This is a genomic window from Paenibacillus sp. LS-5 (genome assembly GCF_056121505.1).
This window is the reverse complement of sequence record NZ_JBWAVA010000010.1, coordinates 79,831-97,546: the sequence shown is the minus strand read 5'-3', so window position 1 is coordinate 97,546 and position 17,716 is coordinate 79,831. Positions and strand designations below refer to the sequence as shown.

The 17,716-nt window shown below is 50.9% G+C and carries 11 protein-coding genes and 1 other annotated feature (1 of these 12 cut by a window edge); of the genes, 5 read left to right on the top strand and 6 right to left on the bottom strand.

Translation table 11 applies throughout. The features are described from left to right. Nucleotides 1–34: a binding site (T-box leader), on the bottom strand; it reaches 229 nt to the left of the window's first position. Nucleotides 35–86: 52 nt separating this feature from the next. After that, on the bottom strand, nucleotides 87–1,643 hold the full coding sequence (locus AC0MA3_RS15955; protein WP_474656904.1) for a tetratricopeptide repeat protein: 1,557 nt from the start codon (nucleotides 1,641–1,643) through the stop codon (nucleotides 87–89). 438 nt (nucleotides 1,644–2,081) lie between these two features. Between AC0MA3_RS15955 and AC0MA3_RS15950 the strand changes: the two genes are divergently transcribed. Beyond that, a complete protein-coding gene (locus tag AC0MA3_RS15950; RefSeq protein ID WP_474656903.1) occupies nucleotides 2,082–3,155 on the top strand; it encodes an LLM class flavin-dependent oxidoreductase in 1,074 nt (357 codons plus the stop codon). A 153-nt stretch (nucleotides 3,156–3,308) separates the two neighbouring features. Here the strand turns inward: AC0MA3_RS15950 and AC0MA3_RS15945 are convergent, their stop codons facing one another. The 4 genes from AC0MA3_RS15945 to AC0MA3_RS15930 are packed head-to-tail and all read right to left on the bottom strand — an operon-like array spanning nucleotide 3,309 to nucleotide 5,860. Further along, nucleotides 3,309–3,740: a protein-tyrosine phosphatase family protein gene (locus AC0MA3_RS15945; protein WP_379162706.1), complete on the bottom strand. Its 432-nt coding sequence runs from the start codon at nucleotides 3,738–3,740 to the stop codon at nucleotides 3,309–3,311. A gap of 12 nt (nucleotides 3,741–3,752) precedes the next feature. Continuing rightward, nucleotides 3,753–4,172 carry an arsenate reductase (thioredoxin) gene (gene arsC, locus AC0MA3_RS15940; RefSeq protein ID WP_379162703.1) on the bottom strand — a complete coding sequence of 140 codons (420 nt, stop codon included), beginning with the start codon at nucleotides 4,170–4,172 and terminating at the stop codon, nucleotides 3,753–3,755. 21 nt (nucleotides 4,173–4,193) lie between these two features. Then, nucleotides 4,194–5,483, bottom strand: a complete 1,290-nt coding sequence (locus AC0MA3_RS15935) for an arsenic transporter (RefSeq protein WP_474656902.1) — start codon at nucleotides 5,481–5,483, stop codon at nucleotides 4,194–4,196. A 41-nt stretch (nucleotides 5,484–5,524) separates the two neighbouring features. Beyond that, nucleotides 5,525–5,860 carry an ArsR/SmtB family transcription factor gene (locus AC0MA3_RS15930; protein ID WP_474656967.1) on the bottom strand — a complete coding sequence of 112 codons (336 nt, stop codon included), beginning with the start codon at nucleotides 5,858–5,860 and terminating at the stop codon, nucleotides 5,525–5,527. Between the two features lie 150 nt (nucleotides 5,861–6,010). On the opposite strand from AC0MA3_RS15930, the gene AC0MA3_RS15925 reads away from it, so the two are divergent. The 3 genes from AC0MA3_RS15925 to AC0MA3_RS15915 are packed head-to-tail and all read left to right on the top strand — an operon-like array spanning nucleotide 6,011 to nucleotide 7,820. After that, nucleotides 6,011–6,460, top strand: a complete 450-nt coding sequence (locus AC0MA3_RS15925) for a MarR family winged helix-turn-helix transcriptional regulator (protein WP_379162697.1) — start codon at nucleotides 6,011–6,013, stop codon at nucleotides 6,458–6,460. Between the two features lie 53 nt (nucleotides 6,461–6,513). Continuing rightward, on the top strand, nucleotides 6,514–7,296 hold the full coding sequence (locus AC0MA3_RS15920) for an arsenite methyltransferase (RefSeq protein ID WP_474656901.1): 783 nt from the start codon (nucleotides 6,514–6,516) through the stop codon (nucleotides 7,294–7,296). Between the two features lie 20 nt (nucleotides 7,297–7,316). Then, entirely contained in the window at nucleotides 7,317–7,820 is a 504-nt protein-coding gene (locus AC0MA3_RS15915; RefSeq protein ID WP_474656900.1) for an arsinothricin resistance N-acetyltransferase ArsN1 family A, read from the top strand. Nucleotides 7,821–7,914: 94 nt separating this feature from the next. Here AC0MA3_RS15915 and AC0MA3_RS15910 read toward each other — a convergent pair whose 3' ends face one another. Next, on the bottom strand, nucleotides 7,915–12,756 hold the full coding sequence (locus AC0MA3_RS15910) for an invasin domain 3-containing protein (protein WP_474656899.1): 4,842 nt from the start codon (nucleotides 12,754–12,756) through the stop codon (nucleotides 7,915–7,917). A 427-nt stretch (nucleotides 12,757–13,183) separates the two neighbouring features. On the opposite strand from AC0MA3_RS15910, the gene AC0MA3_RS15905 reads away from it, so the two are divergent. Next, nucleotides 13,184–17,623, top strand: coding sequence for a helix-turn-helix transcriptional regulator (locus AC0MA3_RS15905; protein WP_474656898.1), 4,440 nt, complete (start codon nucleotides 13,184–13,186; stop codon nucleotides 17,621–17,623). Nucleotides 17,624–17,716: the final 93 nt, after the last annotated feature.

Genomic DNA, 17,716 nt, shown 5'->3' with positions numbered 1-17,716 from the left:
TGGATATATCTACTCTTCTCTTCATTGCGTTTCATAATCATAATTTATTGTATTCTACAAAATAACAGCTGTGATGTAAAGCAGGCTTAGTTCCCGCTAAGTGCCGCCAGCAGATCCAGCGCTTCCTCATGCTCTGGCTCTAGAACCAGCGCCTGCCGGGTATACTCCAGCGCAGCCTCCAGGTCCTCAAGCTCATAGCTGCAGATGGCCAGGCAGTACAGAACTGTAACCACAGGCTCGTCTTCTGTCTCCTCCAGTGAGTGCGTAAGGAAGTGCCGGGAATCCTCATACAGTCCCATCTCGAACAGCAGCAGGCCGCTGTCGAGGGCCAGATCATATTTCTGCGGCATCGGGTAGAAGCCTGTCCACATCCGGTCAATTCCCAGCTTCAGATCTAAGATCTCCTCGTCGCTGGCATCCTCCAGCAGGCTGGAGATCCGCTCCGCACTCTGGATGAACAGCTCGGCATCATAGCCGCCCAGCCGCCAGAAGGCCAGAATCTGCTGCAATCCGATGGTATCAAAATTCTGATCAATCCACAGCTTCAGGCTGAAGAAGTCATCCGGACCAAAGCGCTCAATAAATCTGCGGTAGGCCAAGCGGGCCTGGACATGGCGCATAGGTTCTTCCAGCATATAGATGCAGCCAACGTTCAGGTTCTTGTAATGATGTTCTGTAAATGAAGATACTGCGCCTTTCTGTTCAAAATAACACACCAGCGCATGATAGTTGGCGGTTAGCGAGATGCTGCCATGATGAATCAGCTTCGGCGGCTCAGCATACTCCCAGTTCTCCGGCCGGTGGTCGCCTTTATCGGCGGTCAGCAGCAGGAAGCCCGCCCCGGACAACGCACTCAGCCGTTCCATACATCCCAGCGCAGCCTCCGGGAAGAGTACATGCGCGTCCTCCATCTTCTCCTGATAGAACGCTATCACATCGCGGTACGGGTAGGTCTTCTGTTCATAGCCTTCTGCGCGGCGGTAGTAATATTCCGGGATAAGATCTCTAAGCACCTCTGAAGGGCCCATGGTCGCTGACTGCTCCGGGTACTTCAGAGAGACCTCACATTCATATATTTTGCCTTCATCCACATAGAGCAGCTCCTGCTGGATACTGTCAAAAAAGTAGTTGGCAATCACCATCAGCGGCTGTGCGAGTGTCCCTGGTGAAATCACTTTTCCACTCTGTGTCAAATGCAGTTCTGTATCCGCAACGGCATCAAAGCGTGCGAAATCCAGAATACCCTGCTGAACGAACGGAATCAGGCCGGGATGCTGCTGCCATCCGGTGATATTTTTCCAGGGAAGATCACTCATGACATAGGTGAAAGGTGGCAGCGTCAGCCCTGCATAATCGATCAATTCACACAGCTTCTGCAGCACATGGAACGCGAGGCGTCCCGCTCCCGCACCCAGCTCCAGAATAATGACCGGCTCCGTAGTCTGTCCCATCGCCGCCCGGTCCTGCAGAAAACCGAAGATCATCTCTGCATAACCCGTTCCGATCATCGGATTACTCGTTATATACTGGGGTACCTGGTCGTTCTTCCACGCTTGCATACCCAGTTCTTCATAATATTTGCGCTGCAGCTCCCAGATCGGTGCTTCGCTGAAGCGGTAGCGTTGTTGTCCGCTATCTGTCATATGTGTATACCCTGCTCTCTGTAATCATCTGATTGATATTTTATCCACTATTAAGAATCCATCTTCAAGCGGCCGCTGTCAATTACTGTTTCAGTACATGAAGTAATAACTTCAACTTTCCCTTCATAATGTGAAAAGGGGGGAACGAAGCAGCTTCTTGGGAGAGGAGATGCGGTCCGAAGAGCCATCCTACCGAGGATTGGAGGCCGGACCCCTATGAGTACAGACCAGCTCATTGCCCTGCTCGTTCTTGTCATCATGATTGTACAACTTGCCGTAGGCAAAAAGAAATCCTAAACTCTGCATTATTGTAATTGCCTGCCGCCCCCAGTTTGAACCGGACGGCGGGCATTTTTTATCCGAAATTAACTTACTAAAGTTGATATACTTTATAAAGTATAGTAATATAAAAATACGAGAAAAAGGAGGCGGATTGAAATGCCCGACAAGGATACCCTTATGGAAATAGGCATCAGCACATTTTTGGAGACTACGCCAGACCCGGTGACCGGTGAGGTCATCAGCCATGCCGAAAGACTGCGTGAAGCCGTGGAAGAAATTGTACTCGCCGATCAAGTCGGACTGGATGTATATGGTATCGGTGAACATCACCGTGCCGATTATGCCGGCAGCGCACCTGCCGTAGTGCTTGCCGCTGCTGCTGCTATGACGAAGAAGATCCGGCTCACCAGTGCTGTAACGGTGTTGTCCTCGGATGATCCCGTGCGCGTCTATCAAGCTTTTTCTACCCTCGATGGTCTCTCTAACGGCCGTGCAGAGATTATGGCGGGCCGGGGTTCCTTTATCGAATCCTTCCCGCTCTTCGGCTACAGTCTGGAGGACTATGACGAGTTGTTCGAGGAGAAGCTGGAACTGCTGCTGAAGATCAGAGCCTCAGAAAAGGTAAGCTGGCCCGGCGGCCATCGTCCGGCCATTAATAATCTTCCCGTCTATCCGCGCGCCGTCCAGGACCCGCTGCCGGTATGGATCGCCAGCGGCGGCAATCCCGAATCCGCCATCCGTGCGGGCATGCTTGGCCTTCCTATCGCCTTCGCCATCATCGGCGGCATGCCGGAGCGCTTCGCACCACTGGTCAAGCTGTACAAAGATGCAGCCGTCAAAGCCGGGCATAACCCCGATAAGCTGCAAATCGCCACACATTCGCATGGTTTTGTCGGCGAAACTACCGAGCAGGCAGCCGCTTTGTTCTATCCTTCCACACAAGCCCAGATGAATGTCATCGGACGCGAGCGGGGCTGGGGACAAACCTATAACCGTGCCACCTATGACGACGCCCGCAGTCTGCGCGGCGCCCTCTATGTAGGAGATGCTGAATATGTCGCTGAGAAGATCCTGCTGCTGCGCAAGAATCTTGGTGTTACCCGCTTCTTCCTGCATGTCAACGTTGGTACCATGCCGCATCGTGAAGTCCTTCGAGCCATCGAGCTGCTGGGTACCAAGGTTGCGCCAATCGTTCGCCAGGAACTCGCCCGGGGAGCCGCTGCGCAGTAAGCTCAGACACTATAGATCAGAAGGAAGCTGTATCTGCCATGTGCATTATTAAATGGCCGGTACAGCTTCCTTTTTTAATAAATAGGTATCCCCTTCATCTTCATCTGTAAAAAGACCGCCTCCCAGGGAGACAGTCTCTATCTTTCAAACCGCTTATTTTGACGGATAAAAGCCCTGCAGCACTTCGCGCATTTCCTGCTTGATATTAATATCCGGACGTCTTTCTTTGGCTAACGCCTCCGCCTCTTCTACAGTAGATGCCAGTCCCAGCTCCAGCAGGACTCCCGTAGCTACTGTTCCCGTACGGTTACGGCCTCCAGCGCAGTGGAAATATACTGTTTTGCCGCTATTCACAGCCGCTGTAACCGCATGGATAGCCGCCTGCACCGAACCCTCCTGGCCGCTCTCATGCTCCACAATCGGATAATGATGACGGGTTACCTCTGCAGGAAAGTCTTCGGCTTCCGTTCCGGTATCCCTCAGATCGAATACATCGCTAATCTCCCGCTCCCGCAGAGCCTCGAACAGTGCATTCTCTCCGCCAATATAGACTTTACCCGGAATGAGCTCGTGATAATTTGCCATAATCGTTCTCCCTTATTCGCCGGTTTCTGCAAACTTCTTAATGCGCTCGCCCACTTGGTCACGTACCCGCTGAAACACAGCCCACTTCTCTTCCTCCGTACCCTGCGCTTTTGCAGGATCATCGAATCCCCAGTGCTCACGTTTCACTTGTGGCGGGGTAACCGGGCATTTATCAGCGGCATCTCCACATAAGGTAATCACGAGGTCCGCGTTATTAAGCAGCTGTGGATCAATAATATCCGAGGTCTGGCCTGAGATATCAATCCCAACTTCGCTCATCGCCTGAACGGCTTTCGGATTCAGACCGTGGGCTTCAATACCGGCACTGTAGACACTCCATTCATTGCTCAAGTATTTCTTGGCCCAGCCTTCAGCCATCTGGCTCCGGCATGAGTTACCTGTACACAAAAAGTAAATGGTTTTCTTATCCATGAGTCATAATCTCCTTTGAAGTTAAAATAGGATTAAAGTGATATAGAGGCCAAGCAGCGTAATGAACAGTGTAGGGATTGTCAAAATAATACCTGTTTTGAAATACGCACCCCAGGATATTTTCACACCCTTTGTTGACAGCACATGCAGCCACAGCAGGGTTGCCAGCGAGCCGATCGGGGTAATCTTCGGTCCCAGATCCGAGCCGATCACATTCGCATAGATCAAAGCTTCTTTAATCAATCCAGACGTATGGGTAGCATCAATCGCCAGGGCATTGATCATCACGGTAGGCATGTTGTTCATTATCGAAGAGATGACGGCAGCTATGAAGCCCATCCCTATCGTTGCAGCGAACAGCCCCTGATCGGCTACAGCCTGAATCACATCAGCAAGAACGTCCGTCAGACCCGCATTACGCAGACCATACACGACCACATACATCCCAATCGAAAAGAATACGATCGCCCATGGTGCACCTTTCACCACTTCCGTAGTAGGTACGTAGGGACTTCTTCTTGCCATCAGCAGGAAAAAGATTGCAACCACTCCGGCCACGGCAGACACAGGAATGTTCAGGAATTCACTGACAAAGTAACCAACCAGCAGAACTGCAAGCACTACCCAGGACAGCTTGAACATCTGTTTGTCTTTTATAGCCTCTACCGGATCTCTCAGCTGTGAGCTGTCAAAGGACCGCGGAATGCTTTTACGGAAAAAGAAGTACAGGACCAGAATACTTGCCCCCAAAGAAAACAAGGTAGGCATTAACATCCGGCCCGCGTATTCCATAAAGGTTACCCCGAAGAAATCCGCCGATACTATATTAACCAGATTACTGACAACAAGCGGCAAGGAGGTGGTATCCGCAATGAACCCGCTGGCCATGATAAACGGAAAAACCTTCTTCTCATCAAAATTCAGCGCACGGACCATAGCCAGCACGATTGGGGTCAGAATGAGCGCCGCACCATCATTGGCAAAAAATGCCGCCACCACGGCTCCAAGAACGGTGACATAGATGAACATCCGGGTGCCATTCCCGCGTGCCGCTCTCGCCATATGTAAGGCAGCCCATTCGAAGAAACCGATTCTGTCGAGGATTAAGGAGATCAGAATGATCGCAACAAACGCCAGTGTCGCATTCCATACGATCAAGGTGACGTCATACACATCGCCAAAGCTGACTACACCCACAAGCAAAGCGAGTACCGCCCCGCCGCAAGCCGACCATCCAATGGACAGATTCTTAGGCTGCCAGATGACAAAGACCAGCGTGATTACAAAGATAAGACCTGCTAAGATTTCCAAAATTCAACCTCCTATGTATATCCGGGCTTTATCCGGCTAGATTATTGCACAATTTCGCAGCAAGCCGTCACCGGCGTTCTATTCAGCATGGCCAGAATCGCAGGCGTATCCGGCGTAAGCTTCAGCACAGCCTGAATGTGGGGTTTGTCTTCTATGTTAAGGGAATAGTATACCCATTGGCCCTTTTTTTGTTCCTTGACGATTCCTTTGCTTCTTAATCTGCGCAGATGCTGGCTGATGGCAGGCTGTGAGATGTCAAAAATATCAACGAATTCACATACGCACCATTCGCGCTCTTTTAATAAAGCCAGCATCAGGAGACGCGTTCTATCGCCCAAAAGCTTCAGGTCATCAGCGAGTTCAGTCACATCTGTTATAACGGCAGCTTCCTCCATGACAGTCCCTCCATTCCCAGGTATATAAGCCTGCGCTTATATACTAAACTAGGATCTCAAAAATGACAATCCTAAATAAATATTGCAACTTGCAACTAAATAATATATAACTGAATTACGAGGTGAATCTACTTGGAAAATACACGTGAATTATTTCAGATCATGACCCGCCGTCTGGGACTGCTGAACAAGAACTGCTGTACCGTCGGAGGATGTGATCTCTCCCCTGCCCATAGCCATATTCTGTATGAGGTGGACCGCAGACATAATCCCTCCATGCAACAGATCGCAGATGCACTGGGTACAGATGTCACAACGTTCAGCCGGCAGGTTCAAGCGTTAATCAAAATGAATCTGGTCCAAAAAACACCGGACCCCAGCGACCGGAGAGTCTACACTCTCTCGCTTACCGCTAACGGCAAGAGTGTCGCTACAACTATTGATACCCAAATGAATGCTTATCTGGATGAGGCTTTTTCGTATATGAGTGAATTTGAGCAAGAGACTCTGCTGCGCTCTGTGAAGCTTTTTAATGAAGCTATGGGGAAATCCAGCAAATGCTGCGCGCCTGTTACCGGGTGATTTCTCTTAACTTATACTTGCAATTTGCAATTAATTCAAAGGAGTGTTGAAGAATGGACCAGCTTTCCAATGACCAAATTCGCCAAAATGTAAGAGGACGCTATTCGCAAATTGCCGTGAAGAACGTGACATCAGCCTCTTCCTGCTGTGGTTCGCCGTCAGATTTCGATTCTATCTCCGCGAAGCTCGGCTATTCCGGTAGTGAGCTGGCAGCAGCTCCCGAAGGTGCAAACTTAGGTCTTGGCTGCGGCAATCCTCAAGCGATTGCAGCGCTTAAGCCGGGAGAACGCGTGCTTGATCTCGGCAGCGGGGGCGGCTTCGATTGCTTCCTGGCCTCACGCCAGGTAGGGGATGAAGGGCATGTCATCGGTGTCGATATGACACCCGAAATGATCAGCCGCGCCCGGGACAACGCATTAAAAGGAAAGTTCGCCAATACCGAATTCCGTCTGGGTGAAATTGAACATCTTCCGCTCGCAGACCATTCCGTGAATGTCATTATGTCCAACTGCGTTATCAACCTTTCTCCCGACAAACTTCAGGTATTCCGTGAAGCCTACCGGGTCCTTGAGCCGGGTGGACGCCTCGCCATCTCGGATATTGTAACTACAGCAGAGCTTCCTCCTGAGATCAGGAACGACTTTGGCGTGCTGTATTCAGGTTGTATCTCCGGCGCTTCTTCCATATCGGAGCTGGAGGCTATTCTTAAGGAAAGCGGCTTTACAGAGATTAGCATTGAGCCCAAGGATGAATCCAAGACCTTTATTAAAGATTGGATACCAGGAGAAAACATAGATCAATATATCGTATCTGCAGTAATCCAAGCGAAGAAATAAAGATGCAAGGAGAGATACCCATGGAGAATAACACCACCCTTACCGTACGCACCGCTGTGAACAAGGATACAGAAAGTCTCCTCCGTATTTACAACCAGGGAATTGAAGACCGGATTGCCACACTCGAAACCGGTTTGAAGGATATGGCCTATATGGAGACATGGTTGCAGGAGCATCAGGGGCGCCATACTGTACTGGTCGCTGAACAGGAGGGGGCAGTGATCGGCTTGGCCTCCCTTAACCCGTACTCTCACCGCTGCGCCTATAGCGGGGTAGCCGACCTGTCCGTGTATATTGAGCGCAGCGTTCGCGGGCAAGGTATCGGCAGCGCCTTGCTTGCGAAGCTGGAGGCTACCGCACAGGACAACGGTTTTCATAAAATTGTATTGTTCACCTTCCCCTTCAATGACGCAGGCCAAGGGTTGTACCGGAAAAGAGGGTACCGCGAGGTTGGGGTGTTTGAGAAGCAGGGTGTTATGGACGGATCCTATATCGATGTTATGGTGATGGAGAAGCTGCTGTAAGATACTACGGACAACAAACACCCCTTGGCTTGCCCGGATAAACCTTAGGTTTATTCAGAGGGCATTGCAAGGGGTGTTTTCTATTAAATACTCTTTAGTTATTTATCAGTCCTGCCTGGAGCAGCATCCGGTACAGCAGCACAGTAGTCTCTGCACGGGTTAATGACTGCTGCGGACGTAGTTCATTTCCATACCCTTTGATCAAACCCGATTGAATAGCAGTCTGCACAGCGTCACTTGCCCAGCCGGCAATTTGGTTGCTGTCGGTATAGATGTCTACATTGGCTTGTGCACCGTTATTACTTGTCAGCCCCGCGGTATCCACCAACCGCAATGCCCGGATCATCATTACAATTGCTTCTTGCCGGGACACGACCTGATTAGGCCTGAACGTCCCATCCCCGAAGCCATCCATCATTCCATATGCTTTTAACGCTGCTACGGCGCCATTGTACCAATTGTCGCTGCTTACGTCGACGAAACCCGCAGGATTCTCTCCTTCAGGCAGTCCAAGCGCCCTTGCCAGCATTGCAGCGAGTTCCGCCCGGGTAACCATAGCTTCAGGTGCAAATTCTGAACCATCCGTTCCCAGAACGATCAATCTGCTGTTCATGCCGGCAATTTCATTTTCCGCCCAGTGTTCCCGAGTATCTGTGAAGTTGGACGGTTTATAAATGACTGCATAAGTACTATTCGTAAGACTCCGAACCACAGCAGATCGATGGCCGTCTACTGTGATGAATACTGTCGGTACCGTACGCACACCTTTATTCTGATCCCATACTACCGCCGTTGAGGCAGCACGGGCATCCATAGGCAAGTAAATGACTCTTTCTACAAAATGATTGAAGCTGGATATTTCTTCAGTTTCACCATTCCGCTTGATTTGAACGGTAAATTGGATCGGAGCCGTCACCAGTTGATAACCACCGGCGTTCGCTGCCTTCTGCAATCCTTCTTCCGCCGGGCCGCGCCCTGTCAGGATTCTCAATTCCATATCCTTCGTCCAGCCAGACTCCCGGTTTACGATTTCATGTAGTGGCAGCCGATATTGGCCGTGCTGGGTGATGAACGTGATTGTGGCTACTTTCCCGGCCAGAATCGGGACTGTATCACCGGAAAGTCTTAATGTGAGATGATCTGCCTCTTCCTCGATTGAAATCGAGAGATTAGCCTCAGCAGTGTTAGGCAGAGAATCGATCGCCTGGCGCAAATGATCCAAATTCAATAGCGCGTCGATGGATTTCGATCCATTCGCATCTGTTTGAACTGCGACCGTTCCCGTAACCTTCTGATCATTCACCCGAATCACTGGCATGTTGTCCGGTGATGGCGGATTCGAAGAGCTTTGAGGACTCGAAGGAGCCGTCGGAGCCGGGACTGTTGCTGGATCTGGTGCTGGAGTGGGATCCGGCACGGAGTCAGCTAAGCGTGTCACGTTGAGAGTATAGGTTTTCATGGAATCATCTTGTGCTTTGACACGCACCTCGAATTTATTTTGGCCCGTTGCAAGAACATACTCCCCGGTTAGCGAATTATTGCCTACCTGGTGTTCATTCACATAGACGGCGGAATATACGTCAGCGGGGGTCAACAGCATTTTCAACCCATACACCGGATGGTTCACTACCAGATTGCTGTTGGGCTTCCCAGGATCAAAATCAAATGGTACCGGCCCGCCGAGTCCTAACAGCTGCCAGACCTTCAAGTCTGCATTGCTGCTCAAAGGGACGATGTTCTGGATTTCAATCAGGCTTACATTGGCGTTGCCCGCTGTATCTTTTACATACACAGAATAAATGCCATTCTTTTGCACTGTAAAGTGGTCTGTTATTTCTGTACCCTGAGTATCAAAATCCGTAACCGTACGGCTTCCTGCTGCCCATTTCATGGAGGAAACCTGATTGAATTCACCATATACAGACGCCGTTACCTTAACATTTACGCTGCCAAAGGTTGGACCGGCCGGATCCATATTCAGTTCGACAATAGGTGGCTGGTCGTACGTAAATGCAATACTCACCGTCTGATCCAATAATATACTGCTCGCCATCTCTTTTACCGTATAGGTCACTGTCTCTGCCGCCAGGTTGCTTACGGAAAAGCTGGTTAGCCCATCCACATTGGTCCATCCATACACATCTTTGATTACCGAGCTTCCATCTTGAGCTTGCAGTTGCACCTGTCTACCCTCAAGCGGATGGTCATATTCGTCTTTGAGCTTCACGTTAATCGTAGCTTGGCTTTGTCCATCTGCACGGACGACCAGATCACTTGCGGTAACCGTAGAGCGGGATGAACTGACCTCACCAGGCACAAGCTGGACAACTGCTACCGAGGCTAAAAGACTGCCGCCGACAGTAGCACTTACTGTCGCCGCTCCCACCGTTACCGGCGCCGTCAACGTCGCCGTATAGGTGCCGTTATGGTTATCCGTGACGGCGCTAACCGTTCCCGAGGTCGACGTGATTCCCACCGTCGCCCCTCCAGTGGTCAGCGCGTTGCCCTGCGCATCCTTCAGCTTCACCGTCACTGTCGTCTGACTCGTTCCATCTGCCGTCAGCGAGCTATTGCCCACAGCCAGCGTGCTGTTCACGCTGGACGGCGCTCCGGCCACGAACTGTACCGTCGCTGTGCCTGTTAGCGCACTGCCGCCGACAGTAGCACTTACGGTTGAGGTCCCCACCGTTACCGGCGCCGTCAACGTCGCCGTATAGGTGCCGTTATGGTTATCCGTGACGGCGCTAACCGTTCCCGAGGTCGACGTGATTCCCACCGTCGCCCCTCCAGTGGTCAGCGCATTGCCCTGCGCATCCTTCAGCTTCACCGTCACTGTCGTCTGACTCGTACCGTCTGCCGTCAGCGAGCTATTGCCCACAGCCAGCGTGCTGTTCACGCTGGACGGCACTCCAGGCACGAACTGGATCGTTGCCGTGCCTGTTAGCGCACTGCCGTCGACAGTGGCACTTACGGTTGCGGTTCCCACCGTTACCGGCGCCGTCAGCGTCGCCGTATAGGTCCCGTTATGGTTATCCGTGACGGTGCTAACCGTTCCTGAGGTCGACGTGATTCCCACCGTCGCCCCTCCCGTAGTCAGCGCGTTGCCCTGCGCATCCTTCAGCTTCACCGTCACTGTCGTCTGACTCGTTCCATCTGCCGTCAGCGAGCTATTGCCCACAGCCAGCGTGCTGTTCACGCTGGACGGCGCTCCGGCCACGAACTGTACCGTCGCTGTGCCTGTTAGCGCACTGCCGCCGACAGTAGCACTTACGGTTGAGGTCCCCACCGTTACCGGCGCCGTCAACGTCGCCGTATAGGTCCCGTTATGGTTATCCGTGACGGCGCTAACCGTTCCCGAGGTCGACGTGATTCCCACCGTCGCCCCTCCGGTGGTCAGCGCGTTGCCCTGCGCATCCTTCAGCTTCACCGTCACTGTCGTCTGACTCGTTCCATCTGCCGTCAGCGAGCTATTGCCCACAGCCAGCGTGCTGTTCACGCTGGACGGCGCCCCGGCCACGAACTGGATCGTTGCCGTTCCTGTTAGTGCACTGCCTCCGACAGTAGCACTTACGGTTGCCGTTCCCACCGTTACCGGCGCCGTCAGCGTCGCCGTATAGGTCCCGTTATGGTTATCCGTGACGGTGCTAACCGTTCCTGAGGTCGACGTGATTCCCACCGTCGCCCCTCCCGTAGTCAGCGCGTTGCCCTGCGCATCCTTCAGCTTCACCGTCACTGTCGTCTGACTCGTTCCATCTGCCGTCAGCGAGCTATTGCCCACAGCCAGCGTGCTGTTCACGCTGGACGGCGCTCCGGTCACGAACTGTACCGTCGCCGTGCCTGTTAGCGCACTGCCGCCGACAGTAGCACTTACTGTCGCCGCTCCCACCGTTACCGGCGCCGTCAGCGTCGCCGTATAGGTCCCGTTATGGTTATCCGTTACGGCGCTAACCGTTCCCGAGGTCGACGTGATTCCCACCGCCGCCCCTCCGGTGGTCAGCGCATTGCCCTGCGCATCCTTCAGCTTCACGGTCACTACCGTCTGACTGGTACCGTCCGCCGCCAGCGAGCTATTTCCCACAGCCAGCGTGCTGTTCGCGCTGGATGGTGCTCCAGGCACGAACTGTACCGTCGCCGTGCCGCCCAGCGCAGTTCCACCGGCAGTAGCTTTGACCGTAGCGGTCCCCACCGTTACCGGCGCAGTCAACGCCGCCGTATAGGTCCCGTTATGGTTATCCGTGACGGCACTTACCGTACCCGAGGTCGACGTGATTCCTACCGTCGCCCCTCCGGTAGTCAGCACGTTGCCCTGCGCATCCTTTAGCTTCACGGTCACTGTCGTCTGACTCGTACCGTCCGCTATAATACTTGATTCAGCACTAGAGATCTCACTTAATGCAGGAGATGTCGAATAATCGGCAATCATGTACGTTCTGAAAGAGAAGTCATAATCGTTAGCCACCGAGTATCCTCTCGAATACGGGTTGCCTGTACTGCCATACCATCCGAAACCGTTCGTTCCTCCTCCGAATTCCGTGGTAACAACCATTCTGTACATCGTATCCTTCTGCAAGTAAGGCGATGCTCCTGAGAAATCAACCGACACCCAGCCAGAGCCATAGGAAGCCAGTTGTGCTTCAGCAAGCAAGGTCGAAAGATCGCCATCCTTATAGAGCCTTACCTTCAGAGCTCCCGGCGTACCGAGGGCCCCTGCAATATTCAGATCAATCCCGCTTAGATTCCCGGTAACTCCCGGCATAAAGGTTTGATATTTTTCATTATCATAATTCACCCATATACTCCCGGTAGCATTCTCCTGCTTTTGATCCAAAACCGCCGGACCTGCGGCAGACACCTTTCCTTGCGAGACAGTTCCCAAGACAACCATGATGATCAGAGTCAACGCAATCCAACGCTTAAAGCGTTTTATAGCTTGCATTACTTATCCTCCATTCTTAACTTCCCAATGAATCGAAAAATGCTTATGTAAGTTGAACTTTTATCTACCAAATCTAAATGAGCTAACCGATATAATGAATTAACTCACGAAAAAAGTGCCTCCTCCAACAATTAGTGCCGCTACGAAAAAAATACCAAAATACCATTTTGTAAATTTAAAACCGATCCCGGAACCGTCCCACCAAATCTTCGCAAAGATCACAATTCCAAGAAGAAGAATACTAATAAATGCAATCAGAGCGTTTTCCATTTTCCTTCACCTAGACCTCTCCTACTTTTTAAATTCAGCCCATATATCATACTCTCAGAATAGAGCCATTACTTTAAATTTTCTATACCTAAAAAGGTATATCTTCCATTACAATGATTGTATTCGCTACTACGCCCAAGATTAGAGGTGTCCATACATGAAAACAAACCAACCGCATGGCCTTGTTATCAGAAGCTCATCCCATGATCAGATTACACTCAGGGAATGGATGAAGGAACAAACCGGCAGGAACCCGGAGGCGTTACTCGCCCTTGTCCGGTCCATCGCAGCTTGTGTTCTGCAGCTCCATCAGTTGCAGATTCTTCATCTCGATTTGCGGCCGGAGAGGATCGGTATCCGCTCGGATGGAGAGACTTATGAGGCTTATTTAACAGATTCCGGTTATGCCCTTCACCGTTCAGATAACGGTTATGTTCGTCCGGACGGCTATGGTGTATCAGACACAGGCTTGCCCTATTGTTCACCTGAGAATACAGGCAGAATGCTGAGGTCAGTGGATGAGCGAAGTGATCTGTACTCTTTAGGCGTTATTTTCTATGAATTATTGGCTGGACATCTGCCTTTTCCCGCCGACAATCCGCTGGAATGGGTGTATATGCATTTGGCGCAAGCCCCCTCTCCGCTGTCGCAGGAAGAGTCTACTTTACCGGAAGGCTTGGAAGCTGTAGTCATGAGACTGCTCGACAAAAATCCGGATAACCGCTATCAGAATGCAGGATATTTATTAGCAGACTTAGACAATGTTGGGGGTTCCCACGATACCTTTTTTATGGAACCGGGATTTCACGGCAGAGAATATGAGATTTCCATGCTGACCCAGGCCTTTTATTCCGCTTGCTTCGGATCCACAGAAATGGTGTATGTGTCCGGTGAAGCCGGCATCGGCAAGACAAGCCTTTTGAACGAGGTATTCCGCAAACAGCAGCATGCCCGTAATTTTTTCTATATCACCGGTAAGTTTGAGCAGATCTCTAAGGAAAGTCCCTATCTTCCGATTATTCAGGCCTTTCGTGGCTTGATACGGCATTTGCTGGGGGAACGCAAGGAACAGTCTGAGCTATGGAGACAAAAGCTGCAGGATGCACTCGGGGCAAGCGCCAACGTAATTACTGCCATTATTCCTGAAGCCGAGCTGATACTCGGCACCCTGCCATCTGCTGAAGAGCTTCCGGCCAATGAATCAAAGAAACGGTTTATCTATGTTTTCCGCAAGTTTGTCCAAGCGCTGGCTTCTAAAGAACATCCCCTTGTGCTGTTTATTGATGATTTGCAATGGGCGGATTCTTCGTCGCTGCAGTTAATACACGCGCTTCTATGCGATCCGGAATGCCAATATTTGATGTTTGTCTGCGCCTATCGCCATAACGATATAGATCTTAGCAAGCTTCCAGGGTACGATCTGGACGGGGGTGTTACCGATCAAGCCGTTATCCGGCATATTCATCTGTCTCCACTGAGTCTTGAGCAGATGAACGAGATTACGATGGAAACCTTGAATAGTCCGGCGGAGGCTGCACACTCCTTTACAGAACTGCTATATCATAAATCCAACGGAAATCCCTTTCATTTCAAACAAATATTGCTGAGTCTGCAGGATGACGGCATTCTGATGTATAACTACGAGAATCGATGCTGGCAATGGGATTTGGGGTCGGTCATCGGGCAGGAGCCCAGCTATGCTATCAATGACTTGATGGAGCATAGAATGCGGCGTCTTCCATCCGCTGCGCAGGAGCTGCTTCAGATTTCAGCTTGTGCAGGAGGCACCTTCCATCCGGATTTTATAGCTTCCGTCGCCAATCGGGACATCGGGGAAGTGACATCCGAATGGTCCAAGATTGAAGCCGAAGGAATGATTGCAGCAGATGAAGCGGGGACATTCCGTTTTATCCACGATAATATACATAAGCTGATTTACAGTCAAATGGATGATGATACGAAACAGACGATCCATATTGCAATAGGCAGAGCCTTGAACAGGGAGGCTTCGGGACACGAAGAGAGCTTGTTTGAGGCGGTCAATCATATGAACAGAGGCTCTGGCAAAATTACCGAAGAAGCCGAGATATTGCAGCTCATACAATTTAATCTGGAGGCGGGAATCCGTGCGAAGACCACCTCCGCCTACGATGTTGCGCTGGGTTATTTCAGAAAAGGGGTCGAATTACTGCCACCGGAAGCTTGGGACAACGCCTTCGAGCTCTGTTTTGAATTGAATGCCGAGCAGGCCGAATGTGAATATTTATGCGGAAATGCTGTGGAGTCTGACCGGATAATCGATTTCTTGCTTCTCCGTGCGCGTAGTAGTGTGGAGCGGAGCAGAGTGCGTATGATCCGGATTATGCAATACATCAATCGGGGTAAATATCTGGAAGGCACTGCGCTCGGCCTTGAAAGTCTGCGGGAGCATCATGTTAATATTTCGAACAATCCTGGCAAGTTCGAACTGTTCGTTGAGGCGCTGCGAATCGATGTGCTGCTGCACAACCGGTATGACCGGCTCGCTCATTTGGAGGAAATGTCCGACAAGGACCGGATTGCTGCCATGCAGCTCATTCTGGCGATTACCCCCTCCACCTTCTTCACGAACAAGAAGATTTTTTTCCTGCTCACATGCAGAGCCATCCAATTATCTGTTAAGTATGGAAACACCCCCGTGTCTGCAGCGGTCTATTCCGCTTACAGCATGCTTTTGGGGTATACACGGGGGAAATTTGATAAGGGCTATGCGATTGGCAAGGTCGGAATTGAGCTATCCGAGCGTTACAATATTACTTCAGTCAGAAGCAAAACCTATACCATGTTCGGCGGTGTACTCTGTCAATTTGCCGGAAATGCCCGTGAGGGTGATACATACTTGGCAAAAGCGCTGCGTTTGGGGATGGAATCTGGGGATTATGTGTTTGCCAGCTATGCCATGGGTGCGCACATCAATTCACTGTACACGAGAGCGCCGTTAAATGAATTCTCCAGAACTATAACTGAATATATGGTGTTTCTGGATACGACTAACGATGAGTTCGTGAAGCAGAACTTTTACTTGTATCAGCAATTTATTCTTGCCTTACAGGGAAGAACGATTTCACCGGATTCCTTCAGCAGTACCGGCTTTAATGAAGAAGAATTCCTAAGCCGGATTCAGATGGAGGAGACCTCGGCTACTACCCTCTTCCAACACAGCACCTACAAGACTCAGCTCTGCTATTTGCTGGGTAATTATGAGGAAGCTATCCGCTGGGCTAGTCAGGCAGAGTCCTATGAAGCCTATGCCACGCATCTCCCGCATTTGCCGGAATGCCTGATGTATGAATCACTAGCCGTATTGGCTAATGCTGTACCGTCTGCTAAGCGGTCTTATTGGAATAGACGATTACGCAGCAATCTCCGCCGCTTTGCCAAATGGGCTGCATCGAGTCCGGCCAATTACCGGTCCAGGCATTACCTGCTCCAGGCTGAGCATGCACGTGCCGCTGGTAAAGGTATTCTGGCTGAGGAATTGTATGATAAAACCATCCGCGAAGCCAGAGAACAAGGCGACGTTCAGGTGACAAGCCTTGCCGGCGAACTTGCAGCCAAATACTACCTGAATCTTGATAAAGGAAAAACAGCCCTCTTCTATTTGCAATTAGCGCTGGAGGCATACACCGAGTGGGGAGTTCAAATCAAAGTAAAACAGTTAGAAGATCTGCTGCACTGCTGGCAGCGCGAGGAACAGGCTGATGAATCTTTTGAAATCATGCCAATTCCGGCAAGCCAGAGTGAAATAGATCTGAGGGGAGAGCCCGCCAGCACTCCTCATAAGGCCCATGCCCTGGACGCTCTGGATCTTGCAGCGATTCTCAAAACCACACAGGTGATCACGAATCAGATGGACAGTGATACCGTTCTTGCTGAGATCATGAACACCATTATGAAATATGCAGGTGCCAGCAAGGGGGCTTTGCTGATGGACTATAATGATGGACTGTATATTCAGGTCTACGCCGATTCAGACAACCAGACTCTTCCCTCACCATCAGCACTGAATGGAAGCCCCCATTTGCCGGAGGGCATCATCCGGTATGTCTTTCGCACACAAGAGCATGTCCATTATATCGGTGGTGAGGAGAGCTGGCTGATCCATAACCCGTATATGGCGAAACACCGGCCCGGGTCCGCACTCTGCATACCAGTAACCGTTCACGGAAATATGCTGGGTGTTCTATACCTGGAAAATAAGCTGGCAAGCGGAGTGTTCGCCTATGATCGCCTAAGTGTCCTTCAGGCCATGGCTTCCAACGGCATTTTATTCTGCATGCTGCAAAATACGGCCGGGCAGTCCATCCATAATCCGGAAGCTGATGAGGAAGCAGCTTCTTATTCAACTGTAATGGAGGAACCGCTCACAGACCGTGAACTTGAGGTGCTCTCCTTATTGGCGGCAGGATTGTCCAATAAGGAGATTGCCGATCAATTAATCATCGCGATTGGAACGGTAAAAGTGCATGTGAAGAATATTTTCGCCAAACTAAAGGTTAACCGGCGTACCAAAGCCATTATCCAGGCGAAAGAGCTGAATCTGCTTAACCGTCTATGATTGTTTCTCTGCTAGGTAACCAGCATATGAAAAGCCGATCCAACGAAGGATCGGCTCTTTTTCTATAGGGGAATATGTTTTTTCCAGCCAAAC

Excerpts from the sequence above, each read along its gene's own strand:
- AC0MA3_RS15955 (WP_474656904.1), bottom strand. The coding sequence starts at position 1,643 with ATGACAGATAGCGGACAACAACGCTACCGCTTCAGCGAAGCACCGATC.
- AC0MA3_RS15950 (WP_474656903.1), top strand. The coding sequence starts at position 2,082 with ATGCCCGACAAGGATACCCTTATGGAAATAGGCATCAGCACATTTTTG.
- AC0MA3_RS15945 (WP_379162706.1), bottom strand. The coding sequence starts at position 3,740 with ATGGCAAATTATCACGAGCTCATTCCGGGTAAAGTCTATATTGGCGGA.
- arsC (WP_379162703.1), bottom strand. The coding sequence starts at position 4,172 with ATGGATAAGAAAACCATTTACTTTTTGTGTACAGGTAACTCATGCCGG.
- AC0MA3_RS15920 (WP_474656901.1), top strand. The coding sequence starts at position 6,514 with ATGGACCAGCTTTCCAATGACCAAATTCGCCAAAATGTAAGAGGACGC.
- AC0MA3_RS15915 (WP_474656900.1), top strand. The coding sequence starts at position 7,317 with ATGGAGAATAACACCACCCTTACCGTACGCACCGCTGTGAACAAGGAT.
- AC0MA3_RS15910 (WP_474656899.1), bottom strand. The coding sequence starts at position 12,756 with ATGCAAGCTATAAAACGCTTTAAGCGTTGGATTGCGTTGACTCTGATC.
- AC0MA3_RS15905 (WP_474656898.1), top strand. The coding sequence starts at position 13,184 with ATGAAAACAAACCAACCGCATGGCCTTGTTATCAGAAGCTCATCCCAT.